The organism is Rahnella sp. R3(2024) (assembly GCF_042920125.1).
Classification (GTDB): domain Bacteria; phylum Pseudomonadota; class Gammaproteobacteria; order Enterobacterales; family Enterobacteriaceae; genus Rahnella; species Rahnella rivi.
Window position 1 is genome coordinate 3,646,676 of the sequence record NZ_JBHGBU010000001.1, and the last position, 23,322, is coordinate 3,669,997.

Below are 23,322 nucleotides of genomic sequence, written 5' to 3' on the forward strand. Positions count from 1 at the left end.
AACAGCAGCTTTTTATTACCGGTTATTCCAGACATAAAAAAACGCCATCCGGAGATGACGTTTTTTTATTCGCTTGGCATAGAACAACAAGAGCTAAATCATGGGGTAACGGTTAACCGTTAGCCAAAACGCGTCTTGCTTCACGATAACGTGTATTCCAGTAAGTCTCTTTCAGATTGGAAATCATCACACCATTGCTGGTTGATGCATGTACAAACTGATCGTTACCTAAATAAATACCGACGTGACGGCCTGTCGAACCTGCGCGGAACAGAACCAGATCACCCGGACGCAGTTTCGTGCGCTGGATTTTCTTGCCTTTCTCTTCCTGTTCATAGGTAGAACGAGGTAAATCCATACCAAATTGTTCGCGGAATGTTACCTGGACGAAAGCTGAGCAATCGATACCACGCTTGCTGTCACCACCTAACCGATAACGAACGCCTTTCCAGTCAGCATACTGATCCATAATTTTGGATTTTACGTTGACGCTGCGAACCATTGCTTCGAATTCATCCTGAGAGGCTTGCAGTAGAAGACCGTCTTTGTCATTTACTGCACGCATATCAGTTTGCGCGTTTTCTGTGTTCGAAGAATGTGTACCACTACACGCAGTGAGAATAATTGCTGCGCAAATCGCGGGAATTATCCGCGTGATATATCTCAGAAAAGGTTGAGACTTGACCATTATTGTTGTTATCCCTTGCTGTCCTTAACGATGTAATCGTTATTAAAATTGCCAAACGAAGCGAGACTACCCGCCGCGCACAGTCGGGACAAACACTGGAATGATAAAATGTGCGTCAGAGCACGTTTTTATCTTGAAACCCGGTGTTTTTGCCACATTTCTGTGCAGGCGAATTGGAGATTACCGTAATGAATAGGGGATTGCGAGAGGTATTATGAGATTTTTTATAAGAAATTGTGATGTAAGCCGATGTAAGTAAAGATGTAAAAAAGGATGGGTTATTTTTATGCTAATTTGGATTAAAACCGCATCACAAGCGGGTTGCAACGGCCTTTTTCAGCTAAGTATATCTGGGATTTGTCTTAAAAAATGGCCCGCCTGCCGTTCAGTTTCAGGCGAGCCATAATTAAATGATATGCATCAATGCATCACGGGTTTTTGCTAAGCATTTTATTACCGGGTAATTTTCTTTCCAGCCAGTTAATCAGCATGTCACTGGCAGGCGTCATCAGCCACCAGCTGGCCCCTACCAGCACGACGGACATCGAACCGACCGCAATATCGGTAAACCAGTGCGCACCAATCATCACGCGTGGCAACGAGAAGATAATGGTGATCAGCACGGCAACAGCGAAAGCGCCCTTGCTCAGATAGCGCAGCATAAAGCAGGAGAAAATGATCAGCATCATGCCGTGGTCACCGGGGAAGCTGTCCGCAGAGGCATCTTTGGTTGGAATGCCGGTCAGTTTACTCACACGGTTAACATCCGGGAAACTCAGCGACGGGCTTTTATGGCTCACCGGCAGCAAATGACCCAGCTGGTTAAGCACCACGGCGGTCAGCAGCATCACGAACCCGATAATCACCAGGCGGCGGCGCCCCCGGGTATCCTCTTTCAGGAAGAAGCACAGGTACAGGGCACCCATCGCCAGCAGCGAAATAACATCAAAGGCGCGGTTATTGGTTACCGCCACCAGATGCAGGAACCAATGGTCTGTTGCCAGGTGCTGATTGAAGAAGAAGAAAATCGACTTATCAATCGGGAACCAGAAACCATGATTTGCTGGCAGATAAAAGGATAAAAACAGTGCAATGCCTAATACGTTGAGTATCAGGATTGCGGGGATATTTCGGCGCCACATAAATGTTAACCTATACTTAGCAGGGTAATGAATAAATTAGTCAGCGTTAACTTAATCCTTACAACCTAAACGAACCTTCAACAAGAGTGATTGTAGTTCATTCCATTGCGCAACATCTCGTGTAATAAGCTCAATTCTGCTGTCTAACGGCGCCGCCGGTTTGGTTTCAATATGCAGGTCGTCTCCCTGACGGTTTATCAGCAGCGTTCCTTCCTTTATGCGCATGATGCCTTTCACGCGATCTACCGGTGCCTGACGCGCCCAGTCGAGTATGCCCGCGGTATCAAATTGTGTTTCGCCATCAAATATCCAGCCACAGCTGGTATAGCCGTCTGCCTGATTGAGCGCCCGGCGCCAGCGCTGGCTACCCGGCAGGCTCAGCGCTGCCAGCCCGCGTTGCGGGGCATGAGCATGATGATGTTTACCTTCCGGCAGTGTGACCTGATTCAGACGCGGCAAATCCAGCAGGGCAGGGTCGATGGCGCCCTGCGACGCAACCACCAGCTGACGCCCGCCGCCATGATTGGCGAACCACGTTTCCAGCGCCTGTTTATCCTGCGCCTGCGCCACATCGGCTTTATTCGCGACGATCACGTCGGCGGCTGCCAGCTGGTCGCGGAAGTTTTCATTGTCGATCACCCGCTGATCGCTCAGCTGACGAGGATCCATCAGGCATAACGTGGCGTTAAGGGTGATCCAGTTGTTGTAAACCTCAGAGTTGAGCAGGGACAGGATTTGCTTCGGATGCCCAAGACCGGTGGGTTCGATCAACAGGCGATCAGGTTTCGCCTGCTGCAACAACATGTTTAACCCCACCTGCATCGGCAAACCGTTCACACAACACATACATCCGCCGGGAATTTCTTTCAGCACGGCACCGCTGTCGGCGAGCAACGCGCCATCGATGCCAATCTCACCGAACTCATTCACCAGCACCGCCCATTTTTCACCTTCGGGTTTTTGAGCCAATAAATGGCGCAGCGTGGTGGTTTTACCGCTGCCGAGAAAGCCGGTAATCAGGTTAGTTTTGGTCATGACTGCATCCCTCTGTAAAAAAATTCACCGGACAATGTGCAATGGGCGTTAAAGAAAATCCAGCATTGTGCCGATTATTGTTCAGTACCGCGTAATTCTGATGGCTTTTCCTCCGATATTTTCGTTTGCGTAGTGCGAAATCGGTTAGATGTATTAATGTTAAATTGAAGTTACGCAATGATTAAAAAAAACCAATTTACAGATGAGGGTATGACCATGAACAGCATCAGATGGACACTGTTTTTGGGATTGTTAGCCTCAGGGATGATGCAGTTTGCCAGCGCCGGAAGTACCGGCAAGATTTACTTTTACGGTGCCATTGTCGATGGCGGATGCAGCTTTACGACCGGTGATCAAAAGGTTACCAGCAAATGTGACCGTGGCGGGAAGACCGTCAGTCAGGTCCGCACTCTGGATGCGACACAACCCCAGGCGTATACGTTGCCGCTGTCTCTGGGCCATGTGAGCACTGAGCACATTAAAAACGATCCCCGTCTGACCCTCATGACGGTGACCTATAACTGACAGTTAAGTTTTACTTAATAATTCCGCTGCGCAATGTCCAGAGCCGCCTGTTTATCACACCGTTCTGGCCGGACACCCTGGAAACTGGCAGGCCCAATTTTGATCGGGCCGTCAGTTTTCAGTTCTCATTCTGTTCGCCTTATCCCCGCATGTTATAATTTTCCCTCTTAATTCAGGCATTCTGACAGCGGCTTGCCGTCTTTTCAGATGTCAGACCAATTGTTCGACAGGGGCAAGATTATGCGACTTTATCAGGAGATTGGCGGCCATTTGCGCCGTGATATCCATGCGGGGAAATATGCCCCCGGCGACCGTCTGCCGCCTGAACGCGAAATTGCTGAATCCTTCTCTGTCAGCCGCAGCGTGGTGCGGGAAGCGCTGATCATGCTGGAACTGGAAAAATGGGTGGAAGTGCGTAAGGGCTCCGGCGTGTATGTGCTGCATCCTGCTGAAAACAGCCCGACAGAGACGGCAGATACCGGTTACGGTCCCTTCGAATTGCTGCAGGCGCGGCAGTTGCTGGAGGGGGAAATTGCCGCTTTTGCCGCTATGCAGGCCACTAAAACCGATATTCTGCAAATGCGCGATGCCATTGATGCCCAGCGCGATTGTATTGAACGCGGCGTTTCAGATGATGTGGAAGATCAGCGTTTCCACGGCTTGCTGGCGCAGGCCTCGCAGAACAGCGTTCTGGTTAAACTGGTGGATGATTTGTGGCTGATCCGCCAGCGCAGCCCGATGTGGCTGGGTATTCATCAGCACGTTGTCGGGAAAACCCACAGCCAGCTCTGGTTGCAGGATCATCAGACCATTTTGCAGGCCGTGCTGCGCCGTGATCCAAAAGCGGCTAAGCAGGCGATGTGGCAGCATCTGGAAAACGTGAAAGACATGTTGTTGCAGGTGTCAGATGCGGATGACCCCGCATTTGATGGTTTCTTATTTTCCTCCGTTCCCTCCGAACTCAACGACTGAAGACCCGTCCGCATAAAAAACGGCTGCCGCAGCAGCCGTGGTTTTCTCTTCTTTTACGGTTAGCTGACGTACTTCGCCACGGCTTTTTTCGCGCCCACGCGTTGCAGATCGGCATAAGCCGCCAGAATTGCCTGCACCACTTTGTCTTCGTGCGGCAGTTGCTCGCCAAACACCGCATTCAGGGCCAGCAGGGCTTTTACGCGTTCTTCGCCGTCTGCGGTTGAGGCCACGATGCTGGCTAAGGTATCGGCCATCGGATCTTTAATCTCAATCGGCTGGCCCGCATCATCCGTCCCGCTGATGTAACGCATCCAGCCCGCCACGCCCAGCGCCAGCAGTTCATAAGAACCGCCATTTTTCACATGCCAGCGGATAGAATCGAGCATACGTTGCGGAAGCTTCTGCGTGCCGTCCATCGCGATTTGCCAGGTGCGGTGCTTGAGTGAAGGGTTGCTGTAACGTGCGATCAGGCTGTCCGCATAGGCGTTGAGATCGACACCTTCCACGCTCAGCGTTGGCGCCTGTTCTTTCAACATCAGACGGTGGGCCGCCGTTTTGTAATGTGCATCTTCCATACACTCGTTGATGTGCTGATAACCGGCCAGATAGCCCAGATAAGCCAGGAATGAGTGGCTGCCGTTCAGCATGCGCAGTTTCATCTGTTCGAAAGGCAGAACGTCGGACACCATCTGCGCCCCGGCTTTTTCCCAGTCAGGACGACCGGCGACAAAGTCATCTTCCACAACCCACTGAATGAATGGCTCACAGGCGATTCCGCAGGGATCGGTGATGCCGCCCAGCGCTTCGGTGATCTCGTCGAGAGTCGTTTCGGTCGCGGCAGGAACGATGCGATCCACCATGGTGCTCGGGAAAGAGACGTTCGCTGTGATCCATTCCGCCAGCTCAGCGGAGCGTGCTTTCGCCATGCCCAGAACGGCATTTTTTACAACCAGACCGTTTTCCGGAATGTTATCGCAGCACAGAATCGTAAAGCCAGGCAGATTGCGCTCATGGCGCAGGCGTAATGCTTCAACCAGTACACCCGGCGCGGTACAGGGTGCCTGACCGCCTGCCAGATCCTGCTGGATTTTCGGGTTTTGCACATCCAGTTCACCGGTGCCAGGCTCAATGCAATACCCTTTCTCGGTGATGGTCAGTGACACGATGGCCACCTGCGCTTCCGCCAGTTTTTCGATGACCGCTTCCAGCCCGTCAATGATGCCGTGCACCGAATCATGGGCGGAACCGACAACAATGGCCTGATTTCCCTCTGCACCTTTTTCCAGCACGGTGAACAGGTGATTTTGCTGACGCAGCGCGTTGATCAGGCTTTCATTGCCAAACAGGCTGATTTCACAGATGCCCCAGTCGCCGCCCTGTAAATTCAGCACCCGGTTGGTCAGCAGCGCCTGGTGGGCGCGGTGGAAGGCGCCAAATCCGAGGTGAACAATACGGCTTTTCAGCGCATCACGGTCGTAAGCAGGCAATGACACGGCTGCGGGCAGGGACGCTGTGGCAATAGTTTTCATGCAATACTCCAGGCAAGTCAGAAAATAAATAATTGGTCAGGCCAAATTGGGGCTGTTTACCCGTCAGTTCAATTTCATGCTGGATAAAGCGACGATTTAAGCCGAAATCAGGGCTTTGAGTGTAAAGTCATATGATAGAAAGGGGAATTGGTAAGTCCGGATGGCCTCTCGTTTTGTGAAGTAGATCGAGAGTCTGGAGCATTTAACGCAAAGTTTCAGCCAGGTCTGGCGCAATAAAAAAGGAACGCCGTGGCGTTCCTTTGAAGAGCAATGTGCAGGGATGATTAATCCGCGCGGCCCATATAGCGACGTTCGGCAATATGAATGCGAATTTTGTCGCCGGAGCTCAGGTATTCCGGCACCTGAATGTTCAGGCCGGTAGCCATCACGGCAGGTTTGGTGCGTGAGCTGGCGGAAGCCCCTTTAATACCCGGCGCGGTTTCTACAATTTCCAAATCCACGGTTTGCGGCATTTCCAGCGCCAGCAGCTGGCTGTCGAGGGTCAGAACCTGCATACCCTGCAAACCTTCTTCAGGGATAAACAGCAGTTCTTCTTCGATCTGCGCTTTGTTGAAGGTGTAAGGCGTGAAGTCTTCATCATCCATAAAGATGTATTCGTCGCCATCGACGTAAGAGAAGTTCACTTTACGGCGGGTCAGGGTGACGGTATCGAGAATGTCATCGCCTTTGAAACGCTCTTCCACTTTGCCACCGGTACGAACGTCAGAAAAACGCATTTTGTACAGGGTGCTGGCACCACGGGCGCTTGGGCTTTGAACATCGATATCTTTTACCAGCAGCAATTTGCCGTCGTAGTTCACAACGAAGCCGCGTTTAATTTCGTTAGCACGTGCCATATAAATACCTGTCGAGATAAAAGGGGAAATAATTTGCGACACGTTACCCGCGCCGCTGATTTCAGGCAAGCAGATAGCGCAAAAAGAGTCGTGAAAACCCGCATTATTGCGCATCTCTGTGGGGCAGCCAGCCGGTATCAAACTTGTTGGGTCAACAGTGTTAAAGAGTAGTAAATATTTCGCTGGTGGCGCATGAAAGCGCCTGCTATTGTCGCGCCTCAAAACCAGGCCTGAGGAGGCTGTTGATGGACTGTCGTACTGATTGCGGAGCCTGTTGCATAGCGCCTTCAATTTCCAGCCCGATCCCCGGAATGCCGGACGGCAAACCCGCCAACACGCGTTGCATTCATCTGGCGGATAACTTCCTGTGCAACATTTTTACGTCGCCGCTGCGCCCGAAAGTCTGCGCCAGTTTGCAGGCCAGCCGCGAGATGTGTTTTACCCATCGCGACCAGGCCCTGACCTACCTGATAAAGCTTGAAGCGGATACTGCGCCCTGAGCGGTGATATCAGCTTTTCGCCGCCACCGTTTCCGTGACCGGATCATCCACATTTTTCACATTCCAGATACACACCACCGATCCCACCACCATTGCCAGCGCGGCGTAAAACACGGCGTGATAGGTCCAGAACTGCGCAATCACACCCGCAAGCGACCCGGCGAGGATCCAGCCAGCACGGGTAGAATTCGTAAACAGTGTGGTGGCCGCACCGGCCTGACCCGGCATCAAATCCTGAAAATAGAGCATGCCGATACCGGCCAGAATGCCGATGAAAATCGCGTTCAGCAGCTGTAAAGCAATCAGCATCATGGCGCCGGTAGTAAACAGCAGGCATCCGTAGAAAATCACGCCGGCGATCACGGCGAGGCGCATCAGAAAACGCTTACCCAACTGCCTTGCCAGATAACCGGCAATCAGCATGGTGGGGATTTCCAGACACGCGGCGCTGCCCATCAGCACGCCCGCCAGTTTTTCCGGCAAACCTAATTCGCGCACCACATACAGCGGCATATTGATCAGATAAATGCTGTTGGCTGCCCACATCAGCGAGCAGGCGATGAATAACATCAGCGTGTCGCGGCGGTTGCGCCGCGGGGCTTCCAGCGTCGCGGAGGTCTTCACGCGCGCTTTTGGCATCGAAGGCAAAAAGACATACACCATCGCGCCACACACCAGAAACGCCAGCGTGGCAGCGCAGTACATGAAGGTAAAACCGAAGCCCATCGACAACGCAAACGCCAGCGGCGGGCCAACCACCCACGCCAGAGAAACCTGTGCGCGCAGGATGGAGCTGAACATCACGGCTTCGCGGCCTGTTTTTTCCGCGTGTTCCCGCGCCAGTGCGAACATCTGCGGGTTGGCGGTGGAGCCAAAACTCGACAGCAATACCCCGATAAACAGCAGAATAAAGTAGTTACGGTTGAAGGCGAAAAGCACACAGGCCAGTGCGCCCAGCAGGCAGCAATAGAGGATCAGCGTTTTGCGATCGCCGCGTTTATCCGACCAGGTGGCCAGCAGCTGGCTGACAAAAATGCCGATCACCGCGCTGCCGGTAAAAAAGATCCCGACCATAAAGGGGCTGACGTGCACCTGAGAGGTCAGAAACAGGCTGAGCGTGGGCGTCTGTAGCGCACCGGCAATGCCTGTCAGAAAGGCAATGATCAGGAATGCGGTCGAGGTCATGTCAGGCAAACGGCGGGCTGATGCTGTAGAAATTCGCATGTGTATAACTGAACCAGAAGTAGGGGGAGGGACGAAATTTGCGCGAATGTTACGTCAGTTTAAAAAAAACAAAAACAGGTTTTGATCATCAAAAATGTAAACCTGAGTGAATTTGCCATACTGAATAATAAAACCGCATTTTGTGTTAAAAATAACCGCAAGAGGGTCTGGAATGTCATGATCAAATACCGGTCAGCTCGCTTCAGCTTTGGGTCTTTTCGTCTGACGAAAAACGCGTCAGCCTGACTTCAGCATTTGCGTTAAGTTATTCGCGCCAGGCGTTCTGAATAAAGGAAACTGTGCGTGGCATCAAAAAATCATCACGTAGAATCAGGGAATGCTTGCTTTAAAAACGAGCCCGATTAAGACTTCCTGAAACGTTTCAGCGTTACCGATTTCGACAACGTAATCTGGTGGCGCTCCTTTTTTCTCAGTAAAGCTGAAACGATTCAATTTCAGCAGGAGAGGAGAATTATGTTCCAACTGTCACAGCAAGATATTCACCTCGGTGCCGCAGCCAGCGATAAGCAGGACGCCATTCGCCAGGTCGCCGCAGCACTGACACAGGCCGGTCGCGTCAGCGAAGGTTATGTCGACGGCATGTTAGCCCGTGAACTGCAAACCTCCACTTACCTCGGTAATGGTATTGCGATCCCTCATGGCACCACGGATACCCGTGATTTAGTGCTTGATACCGGTGTTCAGGTCTATCAGTTCCCGCAGGGTATTTCCTGGGGTGAAGACCAGACTGCCTACATCGTTATCGGCATCGCGGCGCGTTCTGATGAACACCTCAGCCTGCTGCGTCAGCTTACGCACGTATTAAGCGACGACAGCGTGGCTGAACGCATGGCGAAAACAGATTCAGCTGAAGAACTGCGCAGCCTGCTGATGGGCGAAAAGAATGCCGCTGAATTCCTGTTTGATACCCAACTGATCGCAGTGGATGTTGCTGCTGAAAACCTGATCACCCTGCAGGCGCTGAACGCTGGCCGTCTGCAACAGATTGGCGCGGTCGATACTGCCTTTGTCAGCGACGTCATCAGCCGTAAACCGCTGAACCTGGGTCAGGGCATCTGGCTGAGTGACAGCACGGAAGGCAACCTGAAAAGTGCTGCTACCCTCAGCCGCGCTCAGCAGGCATTTGATCTGGACGGTGAAAAGGTGGCGATGTTGCTGACCATTTCCGTCGCCGACGATCAGCCGCTGAACCTGCTGAATTACCTGAGCGATCTGCTGATAGCCAACAAAGCTGAACGTCTGCTGACGGCAGACGCGGTAGGCGTGCTGGCATTGCTGACCAGCGAAGTGGCAGAAGAAGCCAACGTGCTGAGTGCGGAATACGTTATCCGTAACGAACACGGCCTGCATGCACGTCCGGGTACCGCCTTAGTCAACGTGATCAAGCAATTTACCAGCGAAATCACCGTGACCAACCTTGATGGCAGCGGTAAACCTGCCAACGGCCGCAGCCTGATGAAAGTCGTGGCGCTGGGCGTGAAAAAAGGTCACCACCTGCGCTTTACCGCCAGCGGTGAAGATGCCGAACTGGCACTGAAAACCATTGGTGAAGCTATTTCTGAAGGTCTTGGGGAGGGCGCATGAGCCGCAGAGTCGCCACAATTACCTTAAACCCGGCGTACGATTTAGTGGGCTATGTGCCTGAAATCGAACGCGGTGAAGTCAATCTGGTGCAAACCACCGGTCTGCATGCCGCAGGTAAAGGCATCAACGTAGCGAAAGTGCTGAAAGATCTGGGCATCGACGTCACCGTTGGTGGTTTCCTCGGCAAAGAAAATCAGGACGGCTTCCAGTTGCTGTTCAGCGATCTGGGTATTGCGAACCGTTTCCAGGTGGTCAATGGCCGGACCCGCATCAACGTTAAACTGACCGAAAAAGATGGCGAAGTCAGCGACTTCAACTTCTCTGGTTTTAACGTGACGCCGGCAGACTGGGAACGTTTCGTGACCGACTCCCTCTCCTGGCTGGGTCAGTTCGACATGGTTGCCGTCAGCGGAAGTTTGCCAGCGGGCGTCGATCCTGATGCTTTCACCGACTGGATGAAGCGCCTGCGCGCCCAGTGCCCTTGCATCATCTTCGACAGCAGCCGTGAAGCGCTGGTCGCCGGTCTTAAAGCTGCGCCATGGCTGGTTAAGCCAAACCGTCGTGAACTGGAAATTTGGGCTGGCCGTAAATTGCCAGAACTGAGTGACGTGGTAGAAGCCGCGCACGCCTTACGTGACCAGGGTATCGCCCATGTGGTGATTTCTCTGGGTGCAGAAGGTGCCTTGTGGGTTAACGCGTCGGGTGCGTGGATTGCCAAACCGCCAGCCTGTGAAGTCGTCAGCACCGTCGGTGCCGGTGATTCCATGGTCGGTGGCCTGATCTACGGCTTACTGATGCGTGAATCCAGTGAACATACGCTACGACTGGCCACTGCCGTTGCCGCCCTGGCTGTCAGCCAGAGTAATGTCGGTGTCACCGATCGTCCGCAGCTCGCGGCGATGATGGCCCGTGTTGATCTGAAACCCTTTTAATTCGCAGGAGGCAGAATGAAAACGCTGCTGATGATAGACAGTTCGCTGGGACAGGCCCGGAGCCACCTGGCGAAAAATTTGCTCGCTGCTGCCGTCGCAAAAGCCGGGCACTCGTTGGTTGAACAGGCTGCTGAAGCTGACATCGTGATCGTGGCCGGTGAAACCGTGCCGAACGACGCGGCGCTGACCGGCAAAAACATTTACACCGGCAACGTGGCGGATGCGGTGCGTGAGCCTGATGCTTTTGTGCAACGCGCACTGGCTGAGGCAAAACCGTATGTGGCGCCTGCTGCCGTTGCCGCCGTTTCTGCACCGGCTGCGGCGGGTCCGAAACGTATCGTGGCGATCACGGCGTGCCCGACCGGCGTAGCGCATACCTTTATGGCTGCTGAAGCCATTGAATCCGAAGCCAAAAAACGTGGCTGGTGGGTGAAAGTGGAAACCCGCGGTTCCGTGGGCGCAGGCAATGCGATTACCCCGGAAGAAGTGGCAGCGGCCGATCTGGTGATTGTCGCGGCAGACATCGAAGTGGATCTGGCGAAGTTTGCTGGCAAACCGATGTACCGTACCTCTACCGGTCTGGCACTGAAAAAGACGAAGCAGGAACTGGACAAAGCGCTGGTTGAAGCTGAGCTGTTCCAGCCAGCCACTCAGGGCAGTGCGTCCACCAGCAAGAAGAAAGAAGCGGGCGGCGCAGGCCCATACCGTCACCTGCTGACCGGCGTGTCTTACATGCTGCCAATGGTGGTTGCGGGTGGTTTGTGTATCGCGCTTTCCTTCGTGTTTGGTATTAAAGCGTTTGAAGTAAAAGGCACGCTCGCGGCAGCACTGATGCAAATCGGTGGCGCTTCAGCCTTCGCGCTGATGGTGCCGGTTCTGGCCGGTTTCATTGCCTTCTCCATCGCTGACCGTCCGGGTCTGACACCGGGTCTTATCGGCGGCATGCTGGCGGTGAGCACTGGTGCCGGTTTCCTTGGCGGTATCATTGCCGGTTTCCTGGCGGGTTATGTGGCGAAGGCCATCAGCGGCAAGCTGAAATTACCGCAAAGTATGGAAGCCCTGAAACCAATCCTGATCATTCCGCTGGTGGCGAGTCTGATTACCGGTCTGGTGATGATTTACGTTGTCGGTACGCCGGTGGCTAAAATCATGGCGGGTCTGACGGCGTGGTTGCAATCTTTGGGTACTGCCAACGCAGTTCTGCTCGGCGCAATCCTTGGTGCGATGATGTGTACCGACATGGGTGGCCCGGTCAACAAAGCCGCTTACGCCTTCGGCGTAGCACTGCTGAGTTCATCCGTTTATGCACCTATGGCCGCCATCATGGCTGCCGGTATGGTGCCACCGCTGGCGATGGGTCTGGCAACGCTGCTGGCGCGTCATAAGTTTGAGCAAAGCGAGCGTGAAGGCGGTAAAGCGGCGCTGGTGTTGGGTCTGTGCTTTATTTCTGAAGGTGCGATTCCGTTCGCCGCCCGTGACCCGATGCGTGTTCTGCCATGCTGTATCGCTGGTGGCGCACTGACCGGTGCTCTGTCGATGGCATTCCATGCACAACTGATGGCGCCACACGGTGGTCTGTTCGTTCTGCTGATCCCAGGTGCTATCACACCGGTTCTCGGTTATCTGGTGGCGATTATCGCCGGTACGGTTCTGGCGGGCGGTGCTTACGCCATCCTGAAACGTTCAGAAGTTGCTGTAGCGGCTAAAACCGCCGCATAACATCAGATTGGGTAGTGAATGAAAAAGACGCGACGAGAAAATGTCGCGTCTTTTTTTATTGCCTTGGCCGGGCAATGGGGCGGCTTGAACTGTTAGCAGGATCGTGAACATTTCGGTTTCTCAATTGCAGTGCTCACCTGGCTTTTCGCGCCGAAACCGGGCAGAGAGGAAAATGCTTTTCCTCTCTGCACTCTCCTCGCTTTTTATACACACGCGGTGGGGCTCAAAATTGACTCAAAACCGTGAACATTTCGGTTTCTCAATAGCGGTGCTCGCCTGGCTTTTCGCGCCGAAACCGAGCAGAGAGGAAAGTGCTTTTCCTCTCTGCACTCTCCTCGCTTTTTTTAAACCAGCGCTGCCGCTGGGTCGACGGACATGATCTGATAGTCCCGAATGTGGCGCAAAATCTTGCCGCTGCGCGGTTCCCTCCCCGCGGGATTCGAGCCCTGCGTCTCGAACCCCCGGTCGGCCAGATTTTTGAGCGCGCCATCGAACTCTCTAAAAAAACCAATCTGAGAAGATGAGGTGACGACCTAAAAACCCCCCAGCCGCGCTCAAAAATCACGCCGGAGGAGTGGTGGAAAACCGCGCGTTTTTTTGCGCGGGTTGAAACCCGACGAGAGGGGACTGCGCAGCAGCGGGATTTTGCGGCAATAGCGGAGGGTGCTGAAACATAGCCAGCGAGCGGTAGCGCGCAGTGAAAGAGCCTGGGGGTCTTGGGGGTGGCGGCGATAAGCCACCCCCAAGTCGGTGTGGGCCGACGCCCACGACCTTGACCTTGACCTTGACCTTGACCTTAACGCCAGTTCAGGCGACAAGCCCTTGACCTTATTCTTCCCTGAATTGAATCCCCACCCCTAATGCATCCGCTGCGCGCACGGTGATCTGCGAAGCATGATCAGCAAACGCGATTTCCCCGACGCGCAAACTGTTGCGTACCGCATCCAGTGAGCGCGTGGCAAACTCCAGCCCGATCATGCGGGCGCTGCCATTTTCGCCTTCCGGCACAATGCCAAATTCTGCGGTGGCTTGCTCAGGCGTGACAAACCGTACGCTGGCGCGGCCTGCGCGCAGGATCACTTCTTTGGGTCTGACGTCCAGTGCGCTTGCACCGAATAACTCGCCATAGACCTGCGCGGCCTCATGCGGATTTGCCGCAGAAATCACAAAGCCGGTGATATCAGCAACGCCGTTCGGGTGGTTTTGCCATTCATTGCGCCATACCAGTTCCGGCGTCAGGTGGTGGCAGAAGAAACTGCGGCCATTTGGCACGCGGGTGGCGGCCAGCGGCACAGTGCGGAACCGCGCATTTGGCGAGGTGCCGTCGTTGAGCGCAACGGGACGGAAGAATTCTGCCGGTGGCGAACCGGCAATATTTTGCTGTTGCAGATGTTGGTACACCGCCGATGAATCCTGCGTTTTCCAGACCAGACCACTTAGCCCGAGCGGTGCCTGCCACAGGTCGGTGCGGGTGTGAGCATTACCCGGCTCGTAGCCCAGCAGTTCGAGATAATTATCGCCAAAAATCGCCAGATGATTACTGGAACCGAGCGAGTGATGGCCGCGCGGCGTGAGGTGAAAACCCAGCCTGCGAAATTGCTGCTCGGACTGATTCAGCTGCTCCGCAACGTTAATCACCACGTGATCAAGCTGCGGGCGAAGAGGGTGTGAACGTTGTGCTTCAGTCATTGAAGGGTTCTCCCAGCGTTAACATCAGACGGTTGGCCCAGGCGAAAAAGGCCGCGGACTGCGCCAGATCGACAATCTCCAGCTCATCTAAACCCTGTTCGCGCAGCGCCGCAATGTGCTGTTCTGTAGCGACCGGTGGCGTTGCGGAAAGCGCGGCAGCAAAATCAATTTCGGACTGCCAGCGCGGAGACTGTTCTTTGCTGAGGATGCCGCCCGGCGGGGTGTCGATCAGGCGCTGGACGTCTTGCGTCTGTTTGGAAAGCTGGCTGGCTTTGCGCGCATGCACCGACGCGCAGTAAATACAGCCGTTGATTTTGCTGGCAACGGTCGCGGCCAGTTCGCGCTCTTTGCGCGGCAGGCCGCCGGAGGTGTAGAAAATGCCTTTGTCGGTCAGCGTGCGCTGTTCCAGAACCGGCAAATTGCGGCCTAACAGGCGGAAATAATCGGAATCGGTATGGCCGAATTTCGCCAGGATCGCCTGCTGCGCTTCATCAAAATCTTCCAGTTTTTTCGCCGGGATCCACGGTTCCCAGCCGAGTTCTTCCTGGGTAAACGCCTGCGGCGCATCACGGCCGCTGTGGGTATTGGGTTCGGTACGCCAGAACGCAGCACCGACCGGTTTACTGCTGCCGTTCTCCACCGGTTTGCCGCCAATCAGCCGGTAGCTGCGCAGCACGCGGCTCTGGAAACTGACGAAAGCGATCAGCTGCGACAGCGTGACAATCGCATCCACTGACCAGCCGGCTTTTTTCAGCGTCTGCAAATGTGCAGGCGTGGCGCTGGCGGGTTTGAAACTCAGTCTTTCACCGTGCGTCAGCGCAGCGTCGAGACGGGCGGTTTCGTCGATGTCCGGCAAATCCTGCAAGCGTTCGGAATAGTGATTGGTCAGCTGTGAATCACCGTGCCAGCGGGCGACGTTTTGCGCTAAACGCAGGCGCTCAGCCAGCGAAAAATCCACGCCATCCTGTTCAGTAAACAGCGCGTCATAGCTGCCCTGCGCGTGACGGGTGGCGGCGTCGCGGGTGTCGCGGGCCTGTTTCAGCGCAGAATCAGGGGCGATGTCAGCCAGTTTTCCCAGCAGGTCGGTCGAATAGGATGTCATAAGGTTTCCCGTGAAAATGAAGTATTGGCGGAAGAGGTGGAAACACTGCGCTGCGGCGTGCGGCGAACCCAGCCGAGCGCGGGCGCAACGTGACGGGCAATCAGTTCGATGGAACGTAAAATATACGGATGCGGCGGATCGATGGAGTGCACCTGAAACGCCAGATCGGTGACGCGGGCCAGTGCGGTATCGGCCTGCAACGTCGCGGTCACCTGCGCCGCTGTGCCGAGATGCACGTCGAAGGTGCGGATGTAATCGTCGAGCGTATCGCCCTGCACAATCTGTCCGCTGGCACGGTGATTTTCGGCCTGACGGCGTAAGCCTTTTTGCGCCAGCTCACGGGCCTCATCGCCGTTTTCGGTGACGAACGCGGTACGCGAGCCCATGATGCGTGGCGCAACGCCTTCCGGCAGGGCATCGAGATAGGCATCAATAATCGGGTTTTGCAGCTCGTCGAGGCGCAAATCCGGCGCATCCGCCGGGCGTGGCTGGGTGCGCGAAAGCATCAGGCCATCGCCGGATTTACCCGCACGCGCGCCGCCGTCAACGGAGAACGTTGCCTGCCAGACGCGGTTCGCCAGCTGCGGTGCCGCCGGGTATAACCGGTTATCGGTGCCCGCCAGCGGTTCGCCTCGCCAGGCGGTGAGCAGGGTTTGCAGATTGTTGCCAAAGGCTGTGCCGCGATCCTGACTTTCCAGCCCGAACGGCGGGAATGACGTCGGCGTGCCGCCCGAGCCTAAACCGATTTCAAGCCGTCCGCCGGAAAGTAAATCCAGCACGGCAGTGTCTTCGGCGACGCGCAGGGCATTTTCCATGGGCAGGGTGATCACGCCGGTGCCAAGACGGATAAAGCGGGTATGTGCCGCCACCTGCGCGAGGAAAACCAGCGGCGCAGGCAGGCCGCCTTCCGCCTCGTGAAAATGGTGCTGCGCGACCCACGCGGAATCAAAACCTAACTGCTCGGCGTGAATGATTTGTTCGGTCGCCAGCCGGTAACGTTCCTGCGCGCTGGTGTTGTCCAGCAGGCGGGTGAAAAATCCAAGACGTTTACTGCTCATAATGTCCCTCTTTTCTTTTTTCATGTGCTGAATCAGGCGGCGCGGTGGCGGCCCGGGATTGCGTCGATCAGCTGGCGGGTGTAATCGCTGGAAGGCAGGGCGAAAACGTCCTCAACGTTGCCGGAATCCACCTGCTGTCCGCGGTTTAACACCGAGACGCTGTGCGAGATTTGCCGGACGGTCGCCAGATCGTGCGAGATAAACAAATAGGTCAGGCCGAGGGAATCCTGTAACTGCGAAAGCAACGTCAGGATTTGCGCCTGCACGGTGACGTCGAGCGCCGACGTGGCTTCATCGAGGATCAGCACTTTCGGCTCTAAAATTAACGCGCGCGCAATGGCCACCCGCTGGCGCTGGCCGCCGGAAAGCTCACGCGGTTTGCGGCTGAGCAATTCCTCCGGCAGCGCCACGCGGCGGGCGATATCCAGCACCCGTTCACGGCGCACGGCAGCCGGGATTTTTTCGAAATTCAGCAGCGGTTCTTCAATCACGCTGAACAACGTTTGCGACGGATCCAGCGAGGCGAACGGGTTCTGATACACCAGCTGGATTTTCCTGCGCAGCTGGCGCAGCGGTTCACCTTTCAGGCGCGTGATGTCTTCGCCGTCGATCAGCACGCGTCCGCTGTCCGGTTTCTGAAAACCGAGCAGAATGCGCGCCAGCGTGGTTTTACCGGAGCCGGATTCACCCACCAGCGAATGCGTGGTGCCGCGCGGAATGCTGAATGACACGTGATCGACAGCGCGGAACGCCGCCTGATGTTTGCCGCCCAGCGTGAAATCATGAGTGATATTTTCCACCACCAGCACCGGATCTTCAGCCGCACGGATCTGCGCGCGGTGACGGCCTGAAAGGGCAGGGACGTCGGCGAACAGCTGGCGGGTGTAATCACTTTTTGGCGCGCTCAGCACTTCGGCGGTGATGCCCTGTTCCTGTACTTTGCCGTGACGGAACACCAGCAGCCGGTCGGCGCGTTCGGCGGCAATCGCCAGATCGTGCGTCACCAGCAGAACGGCGGTGCCGAACTCGCGGCGCAGTTCGTCGATCAGATCCAGAATGCGTTTTTGCACCGTGACGTCCAGCGCGCTGGTGGGTTCGTCGGCGATGATCAGCGCCGGTTTCAGCGCAATCGCAATGGCGATCAAGACGCGCTGTTTCATGCCGCCGGAAAGTTCGTGCGGATACTGCTTCGCCCGCTGTTCCGGATGCGAAAGGCCGACGCGGGAAAGCAGTTCCACCACGCGGGCGTCGCGCTGCGCACGCGGCAGTCGCTGATGGATATCGAGAATTTCAGCCACCTGCGAACCGATGGTTTTCACCGGATCCAGCGAGCTGGTCGGATCCTGCGGTATCAGGCTGATGCGCGCACCGCGCAGGGCGTCGAGACGGCGCTGCGACCACTGGCTGATGTCGGTGCCATTGAGGCGAATTTCGCCCTGTTCGATATGACCGTTTTCCGCCAGCAGGCCGATAATCGCCTGCGCGGTCGTGGTTTTCCCCGAGCCGGATTCACCGACCAGCGCCAGCACTTCACCGGCGTGAATCGAAAACGACACGTTGTGTACCACTGGTTTGCCGTCATAGGCGATGGAAAGATTGTCCAGTTCGAGAACCGGCGGAGCGTCATGCGTAAAAGTGGCCTGTGCGTTCATCGCGTTCTCCTGCGTAATGACTGGCTGATGCGGTTGGCGGAAAGCACCACTAACACCACCACCACGCCGGGGAAGGTGGTTAACCACCAGGCTGTGGAGATGTAGTTACGGCCTTCGGCAATCAGCAAACCCCATTCCGGCGTCGGCGGTGGCGTGCCGTAACCGAGGAAACTCAGGGTGGAAATGGCGAGAATGGCGCTGCCGAACTGCAATGCGGAAAAGGCGATCACCGAGGTCAGCGAGTTGGGCAAAATGTGCCGCCACAAAATGGAAAAGAAGGAACCGCCGCTGCCGTACGCCGCTTCAACGTAATCACTGTGACGCACCAGCACCACTTCGGCGCGTGCCAGGCGGGCGAAGTTGGCGACCGACGTGACACCGACGGCGATCGCTGCATGCACCGTGCCGAAGCCAAGCAAAATAATCACGCTCAGCGACAGCAGCAGGCCGGGAATTGACAGCAACACGTCATTGATGCGCATAACGATGGCGTCCACCAGACCGCCGGTCGCGCCTGCCGCCAGCCCGAGCGCGGTGCCGAACACCAGCCCGAGCGCCACGGCGACCAGCGCGCCGGAAAGCGAATGCGACGCGCCGTAGACAATGCGCGCGTACACATCGCGGCCAAGCTGATCCGTGCCCAGCCAGTGTCCGGCCTGCGGAGCCAGACGCTGTGCACCGGCAATCCCTTCGGTGCCGCTGTAGCTGGTGAATAAACCGGGGGCGATCGCCCATAAAATCACGGTCGCCATCACCAGCCACGCGAGGATCAATCCCGGTTGCAGGCGGGCGGGTTTCCAGCGGCGGCGCTGTGTGAGCGGTAATGAAAGCGTGCTTTTGCCAAGCGGTAAGCTGCTCATGCGGTGGCTCCCCGTGAGTTTTTAGACGCAGACGCTTTAAGGCGCGGGTCGAGAAGCGGATACAGCAAATCGACCACTAAATTGATGCCGACGAACGCGGCGGCGGAAATCACCACAATCGCCTGAAGCACCGCGACATCCTGATTATTCACCGCCTGCTGCGTCAGTTGCCCGAGGCCGTTAAGCCCGAACACCGTTTCGGTGATAAGCGCACCGGCAATCAGTTCGCCAAACAGCAAACCGGCAATGGTCAGCGCCGGAAGCAGGGCGTTGCGCGCCACATGACGCCACAACACGCCGCTGCGGCTGGCCCCTTTGGCGCGGGCGACGGCGACGAACGGCTGGGTTTGTACCTGATCAATGCTGCGGATAAGGATCTGCGCCAGCGGCGCGGAGATCGGTACCGCCAGCGTAATAATCGGCAAAATCAGCCCGACCCATTCACCCGGATTAATCACCGGGATCCAGCGCAGATGGAACGAAAAGAACTGAATCAGCGCGATGCCCAGCCAGAAGGTTGGAATGGAGATAAACAGCGACGGCAGCGCCTGTAAGGCATTTTTCAGCCAGCCGAAATGCAGCAGGCTGGAGAGAAACGCCAGCGCAAAGGCCACCACGGCGGCCAGTGCGAAACCGATCAGCGCCAGACGCAGCGTCGGCGGGAAGTTGCTGCTGAGTAATTCAGTCACCGGTACGCCAGCCTGAATCGAATAGCCCAGATCCCCGCGCAGAAAATTGCCCAACGTATGCAGATATTGTTGCAGCAACGGCACATCTGCGCCGTACGCGGCACGCATATCGGCGATTTGCGCCGGGCTTAATCCCATGTCCGGATTCTGAAATTTAATCAGAATCGCGTCGCCGGGCAGCACCTGCAACAGGATGAAGGAGACGGTAAACGCCGCCCACAGCACCAGCAACGCCTGCCCGAATCGACCGCTCACGTATCGGCACATGATTTACTCCCCGTCAGTTAATGCTTTTCCAGCCACGCGCCGTAGAAGCTCGGACGCCCGACCGCTTCAAAGCTCACGCCTTTGAAATAGGGCGCACCGGCAAACACCTGCGGCTCTTCGAAAATCGGAATGACATACGCCTGATCGAGCAGGTAGTTCTGCACGTCGCCGGTCAGTGCCAGACGTTTTTTCGGATCCACTTCGGCAGAAATGGCCGTCAGCAGGTCGTTAAGTTTGTCGTCGCGGAAGCTTTTCACTTTGCTGCTCAGGCCGCCTTTTTGCAGCAGCGCATCACGGTTAGTCGGGTAGAAAGAGCTTTTGATGACGTCAGGATCGGCGCGTCCCACTTCCACCACGTTAGCCGGGGTTTTCTCCGGATCGAGGTTATCCGCCACGCGGCTGCCCGCGTCGCCCGCCAGAATATTGAGCTTCGCGCCGACCTGGCTCCATTGCTGGGACACCAGCTGCAACACCTCTTTGTTCTGCGGTTGTGGCAGTGATTCATAGATAGTCAGCGACAGCGTTTTGCCGTCTTTCTGGCGGATACCGTTCGGGCCCGGTTTCCAGCCCGCTTCATCGAGCAGCTTTTTGGAAAGCGTCGGGTCGTAAGTCAGTTTGTTGCTCAGATCAACATAACCGGCCGCGGTTTTGGCAATCACCGAGGTGGCCTGCGGGTAGTTTGGCGAGAACAGCGTATCGACCACCTGTTTGCTGTTGGTGGCGTGTAGCAGCGCCTGACGCACTTTCAGATCAGACACCAGCGCGTTATCGGGGCGGAACGAAATACTGTCGTTGACGCCTTTGGTTGGCGCGGCATAAATCGGGAAGTTCTGGTCTTTGGCCTGTTTCTCGTCATAGGCCTGAACCTGACGGATGAAATCCGCCTGACCCGCCAGCAGCGCGCCGATACGCACGCTGTCTTCGCCGGTGACGATCACTTTGATGCCGTCGAGATTGGCGCGGCCCTGCTGTTTGAGGTTTTTCGGCCCCCAGTTGTAATCTTTACGCGCGGTCAGATCGACTTCTCGCCCAAGCGTTTCTTTGCTGACCACGAACGGACCGGAACCGATGATGTGCGTGGCATCGCCCAGCGCATCAAAATTGCGTTCCAGCGTGCTCAGCGACACCAGCCCGGAGCCAATCGTCGCCGTGCCCTGCAGGAAGCCCGGCGAGGACTTTTTGAAATAGAACTTCACCGTCAGCGGATCAATCACTTCGCTGTGGTCGTAGTTGTTGATGACTTCGGACACCGGCAGATGGTGCTCTTTGTTGCCCAGACCGTAGGTATCAAAGTTTTTAGCCACCGCGCTGGCATCGAGCGGCGTGCCGTCGGAGAAGGTTACACCCGGACGCAGCTTGAAGGTGTATTCGGTTTTATCGGCGTTGAAGGACCAGGATTGGGCGATCCAGGGTTCAATCTCCAGCGTTTTCGGATTCTGGTAGGTCAGTTTGTCGGTGATCTGATTAAGGATGCCGCCGTTCGGGTAGAAGCCGCCTGCGGGCGGATAAAGGTTGGTGTGCGCCTGCTGCTCAAGATAAATCAGCGTGCCGCCCTGAACCGGTGTGCCGTCAGCGGCGATGGCGGAAAACGTGCTGGTGAGAAGTGCCCCTAAAGCCAGTGCGCGGGTGATCGCGTTTGCCCGGCGAATATTTTGCATAGTTAAACCCTTTTTCTTATTAGCAGATGAATCACTTTTCCGTTCGCATAGAACGAAAGTGCTGGACCCATAACAAACCAATTTAAAGGGCAGGTGAACGAAGGAATTTAGCAATGGTTAGCTGGAAACGGCATTTGGGGAAACGGACGGGAGGCAGAAAGAAAAAAACCAGCGGCTAATCCGGACGGGTGGACCGGCTAACCGCTGGCGATCATCAAAAATGATGAGCTAAGGAGAAACTGAGGTCGTCAGTGATCTTTTAATGCAGCTTCTGTGCCAGTTTTTATTTCCGGCTGCGTTTTGACCTGCTGGCTGCGGCTCAGGAAGGCATTAAGCAAAATCGCGCCGAAGGTCGCCGTGCCAATGCCGCCCATGCTGAAGCCGCCGAGGCTCAGGGTAAAGTTGCCTGCGCCCAGTACCAGCGTGACCGCGACCATGATCAGATTGCCGTTAAGCCCCAGATCCACCTGGTTTTGTACCCAGATGCGGGCACCGGCCACAGCGATTAATCCAAACACCACAATTGACGCGCCACCGAGCACCGGCCCCGGAATGGTGTGGATCAGTGCACCAAATTTGGGCGAGAAGCCCAACACAATGGCAACGATGGCCGCCGCGACAAAAATCAGCGTGGAGTAGATTTTGGTCACCGCCATCACGCCGATGTTTTCAGCGTAAGTGGTCACACCGGTACCGCCAGCAGACGCTGAAAGTAAGGTTGCCAGACCGTCGCCGACGAACGCGCGGCCCATGTACGGGTCGAGGTTTTTGCCGGTCATGCCCGCCACCGCTTTAATGTGGCCGAGGTTTTCGGCGACCAGAATGACCGCCACCGGCGCAATCATCAGCATGGCGTGTGAGCTGAACACCGGCGTGGTGATCGTCGGTAAACCAAACCACGGCGCCTGCGCCACGGCGCTGAAATCCACCGGCGCACCCAGCCCGAGGCCGTTGGTGATCACCATATAAATCAGGTACGCCGCTACCAGCCCGAGTAACAGCAACAGGCGCTGCACCAGACCCCGGGTGAAGACCGCCACCGAGCCGATACAGAGTATGGTCATCACCGCCATCCAGCTGTCAAAAGACGATGCCGACACGCTGTTAATGGCAATCGGCGCCAGATTGAGGCCAATCGCCATCACCACCGCACCGGTCACCACTGGCGGCATCAGGCGTTCGATCCAGCGCGTGCCGACCGCCATCACCACAAAGCCGATCAGCGTATAGACTACGCCGCAGGCAATAATCCCGCCCAGCGCCACGCCGATATTCGGGTTCGCGCCGTGGCCGCTGTAGCCGGTCACCGCAATCACCAGCCCGACAAACGCGGCGCTGGAACCGAGATAACTGGGCACACGCCCGCCAACAACAAGGAAGAACAACAGGGTGCCGATGCCCGACATCAAAATCGCCATATTGGCGTCAAAACCCATCAGCAATGGCATTAAAACGGTGGCACCAAACATCGCCACCGTATGTTGCAGCCCCATGATCACCGTCGATCCAAACGGCAGCCTTTCATCCGGCGCGATCACCGCGCCATCCAGATTACCTTCTCTTTTACGCCATTGTGGAAACCAGGAGGTATTTGCCATGCTGTAAGTCCCTAATCAGGT

At 56.0% G+C, this 23,322-nt stretch carries 20 protein-coding genes; 6 read left to right on the forward strand and 14 right to left on the reverse strand.

The genetic code is table 11. From position 1 onward, the window contains the following. Positions 1–112: 112 nt before the first annotated feature. The 3 genes from mepS to ABSH60_RS16505 all read right to left on the reverse strand — a co-directional run bounded on the left by mepS (position 113) and on the right by ABSH60_RS16505 (position 2,865). Complete coding sequence (mepS, locus tag ABSH60_RS16495; protein WP_390974840.1) at positions 113–688, reverse strand: bifunctional murein DD-endopeptidase/murein LD-carboxypeptidase; 576 nt, start codon at positions 686–688, stop codon at positions 113–115. Between the two features lie 428 nt (positions 689–1,116). Further along, positions 1,117–1,830, reverse strand: a complete 714-nt coding sequence (locus ABSH60_RS16500; protein ID WP_390974842.1) for a phosphatase PAP2 family protein — start codon at positions 1,828–1,830, stop codon at positions 1,117–1,119. A 51-nt stretch (positions 1,831–1,881) separates the two neighbouring features. Next, positions 1,882–2,865 (reverse strand): GTP-binding protein, encoded by a 984-nt coding sequence (locus tag ABSH60_RS16505; RefSeq protein WP_390974844.1) that lies wholly within the window; start codon positions 2,863–2,865, stop codon positions 1,882–1,884. 216 nt (positions 2,866–3,081) lie between these two features. Between ABSH60_RS16505 and ABSH60_RS16510 the strand changes: the two genes are divergently transcribed. Together ABSH60_RS16510 and ABSH60_RS16515 are read left to right on the forward strand one after the other, a co-directional pair. Continuing rightward, a complete protein-coding gene (locus ABSH60_RS16510; RefSeq protein WP_183846337.1) occupies positions 3,082–3,390 on the forward strand; it encodes a hypothetical protein in 309 nt (102 codons plus the stop codon). A 240-nt stretch (positions 3,391–3,630) separates the two neighbouring features. Then, entirely contained in the window at positions 3,631–4,362 is a 732-nt protein-coding gene (locus ABSH60_RS16515) for a GntR family transcriptional regulator (RefSeq protein ID WP_056778516.1), read from the forward strand. Between the two features lie 59 nt (positions 4,363–4,421). Here the strand turns inward: ABSH60_RS16515 and ABSH60_RS16520 are convergent, their stop codons facing one another. Together ABSH60_RS16520 and yeiP are read right to left on the reverse strand one after the other, a co-directional pair. After that, a complete protein-coding gene (locus ABSH60_RS16520; RefSeq protein ID WP_390974846.1) occupies positions 4,422–5,891 on the reverse strand; it encodes a fructuronate reductase in 1,470 nt (489 codons plus the stop codon). Positions 5,892–6,175: 284 nt separating this feature from the next. After that, on the reverse strand, positions 6,176–6,748 hold the full coding sequence (gene yeiP / locus ABSH60_RS16525) for an elongation factor P-like protein YeiP (RefSeq protein ID WP_056778524.1): 573 nt from the start codon (positions 6,746–6,748) through the stop codon (positions 6,176–6,178). Between the two features lie 245 nt (positions 6,749–6,993). Between yeiP and ABSH60_RS16530 the strand changes: the two genes are divergently transcribed. After that, positions 6,994–7,248, forward strand: coding sequence for a YkgJ family cysteine cluster protein (locus ABSH60_RS16530; RefSeq protein WP_056778527.1), 255 nt, complete (start codon positions 6,994–6,996; stop codon positions 7,246–7,248). A 9-nt stretch (positions 7,249–7,257) separates the two neighbouring features. On the opposite strand, the gene ABSH60_RS16535 is transcribed toward ABSH60_RS16530, so the two are convergent. After that, the gene (locus ABSH60_RS16535; protein ID WP_183846339.1) at positions 7,258–8,472 is read right to left on the reverse strand and encodes a sugar efflux transporter; all 1,215 of its coding nucleotides are present in this window, start codon (positions 8,470–8,472) and stop codon (positions 7,258–7,260) included. A gap of 474 nt (positions 8,473–8,946) precedes the next feature. Here ABSH60_RS16535 and fruB point away from each other — a divergent pair, with 474 nt between their 5' ends. Genes fruB through fruA form a run of 3 tightly spaced genes read left to right on the forward strand, consistent with a single transcriptional unit; the run spans position 8,947 to position 12,728 of the window. After that, entirely contained in the window at positions 8,947–10,077 is a 1,131-nt protein-coding gene (gene fruB, locus ABSH60_RS16540) for a fused PTS fructose transporter subunit IIA/HPr protein (RefSeq protein WP_056778532.1), read from the forward strand. Beyond that, on the forward strand, positions 10,074–11,009 hold the full coding sequence (fruK, locus tag ABSH60_RS16545) for a 1-phosphofructokinase (protein WP_056778537.1): 936 nt from the start codon (positions 10,074–10,076) through the stop codon (positions 11,007–11,009). The genes fruB and fruK overlap by 4 nt, the downstream gene beginning before the upstream one ends. Positions 11,010–11,024: 15 nt before the next feature. Continuing rightward, on the forward strand, positions 11,025–12,728 hold the full coding sequence (fruA, locus tag ABSH60_RS16550) for a PTS fructose transporter subunit IIBC (RefSeq protein ID WP_056778542.1): 1,704 nt from the start codon (positions 11,025–11,027) through the stop codon (positions 12,726–12,728). An 828-nt stretch (positions 12,729–13,556) separates the two neighbouring features. Here the strand turns inward: fruA and ABSH60_RS16555 are convergent. The 8 genes from ABSH60_RS16555 to rutG all read right to left on the reverse strand — a co-directional run bounded on the left by ABSH60_RS16555 (position 13,557) and on the right by rutG (position 23,301). Then, the gene (locus tag ABSH60_RS16555) at positions 13,557–14,417 is read right to left on the reverse strand and encodes a VOC family protein (protein ID WP_390974850.1); all 861 of its coding nucleotides are present in this window, start codon (positions 14,415–14,417) and stop codon (positions 13,557–13,559) included. Continuing rightward, positions 14,410–15,519 carry an alkylhydroperoxidase domain protein gene (locus ABSH60_RS16560; RefSeq protein ID WP_390974852.1) on the reverse strand — a complete coding sequence of 370 codons (1,110 nt, stop codon included), beginning with the start codon at positions 15,517–15,519 and terminating at the stop codon, positions 14,410–14,412. Before ABSH60_RS16560 ends, ABSH60_RS16555 begins: the two co-directional genes overlap by 8 nt. After that, positions 15,516–16,577: a putative FMN-dependent luciferase-like monooxygenase gene (locus ABSH60_RS16565; protein WP_390974854.1), complete on the reverse strand. Its 1,062-nt coding sequence runs from the start codon at positions 16,575–16,577 to the stop codon at positions 15,516–15,518. Before ABSH60_RS16565 ends, ABSH60_RS16560 begins: the two co-directional genes overlap by 4 nt. Positions 16,578–16,609: 32 nt before the next feature. Next, complete coding sequence (locus ABSH60_RS16570; protein ID WP_390974856.1) at positions 16,610–18,229, reverse strand: dipeptide ABC transporter ATP-binding protein; 1,620 nt, start codon at positions 18,227–18,229, stop codon at positions 16,610–16,612. After that, positions 18,226–19,089 carry an ABC transporter permease gene (locus tag ABSH60_RS16575; RefSeq protein ID WP_056778557.1) on the reverse strand — a complete coding sequence of 288 codons (864 nt, stop codon included), beginning with the start codon at positions 19,087–19,089 and terminating at the stop codon, positions 18,226–18,228. The genes ABSH60_RS16570 and ABSH60_RS16575 overlap by 4 nt, the downstream gene beginning before the upstream one ends. Further along, complete coding sequence (locus ABSH60_RS16580; RefSeq protein ID WP_390974858.1) at positions 19,086–20,045, reverse strand: ABC transporter permease subunit; 960 nt, start codon at positions 20,043–20,045, stop codon at positions 19,086–19,088. Before ABSH60_RS16580 ends, ABSH60_RS16575 begins: the two co-directional genes overlap by 4 nt. A 17-nt stretch (positions 20,046–20,062) precedes the next feature. After that, positions 20,063–21,703 (reverse strand): TIGR04028 family ABC transporter substrate-binding protein, encoded by a 1,641-nt coding sequence (locus ABSH60_RS16585; RefSeq protein WP_390974860.1) that lies wholly within the window; start codon positions 21,701–21,703, stop codon positions 20,063–20,065. A 248-nt stretch (positions 21,704–21,951) separates the two neighbouring features. Continuing rightward, entirely contained in the window at positions 21,952–23,301 is a 1,350-nt protein-coding gene (rutG, locus tag ABSH60_RS16590; RefSeq protein WP_122095773.1) for a pyrimidine utilization transport protein G, read from the reverse strand. Positions 23,302–23,322: the final 21 nt, after the last annotated feature.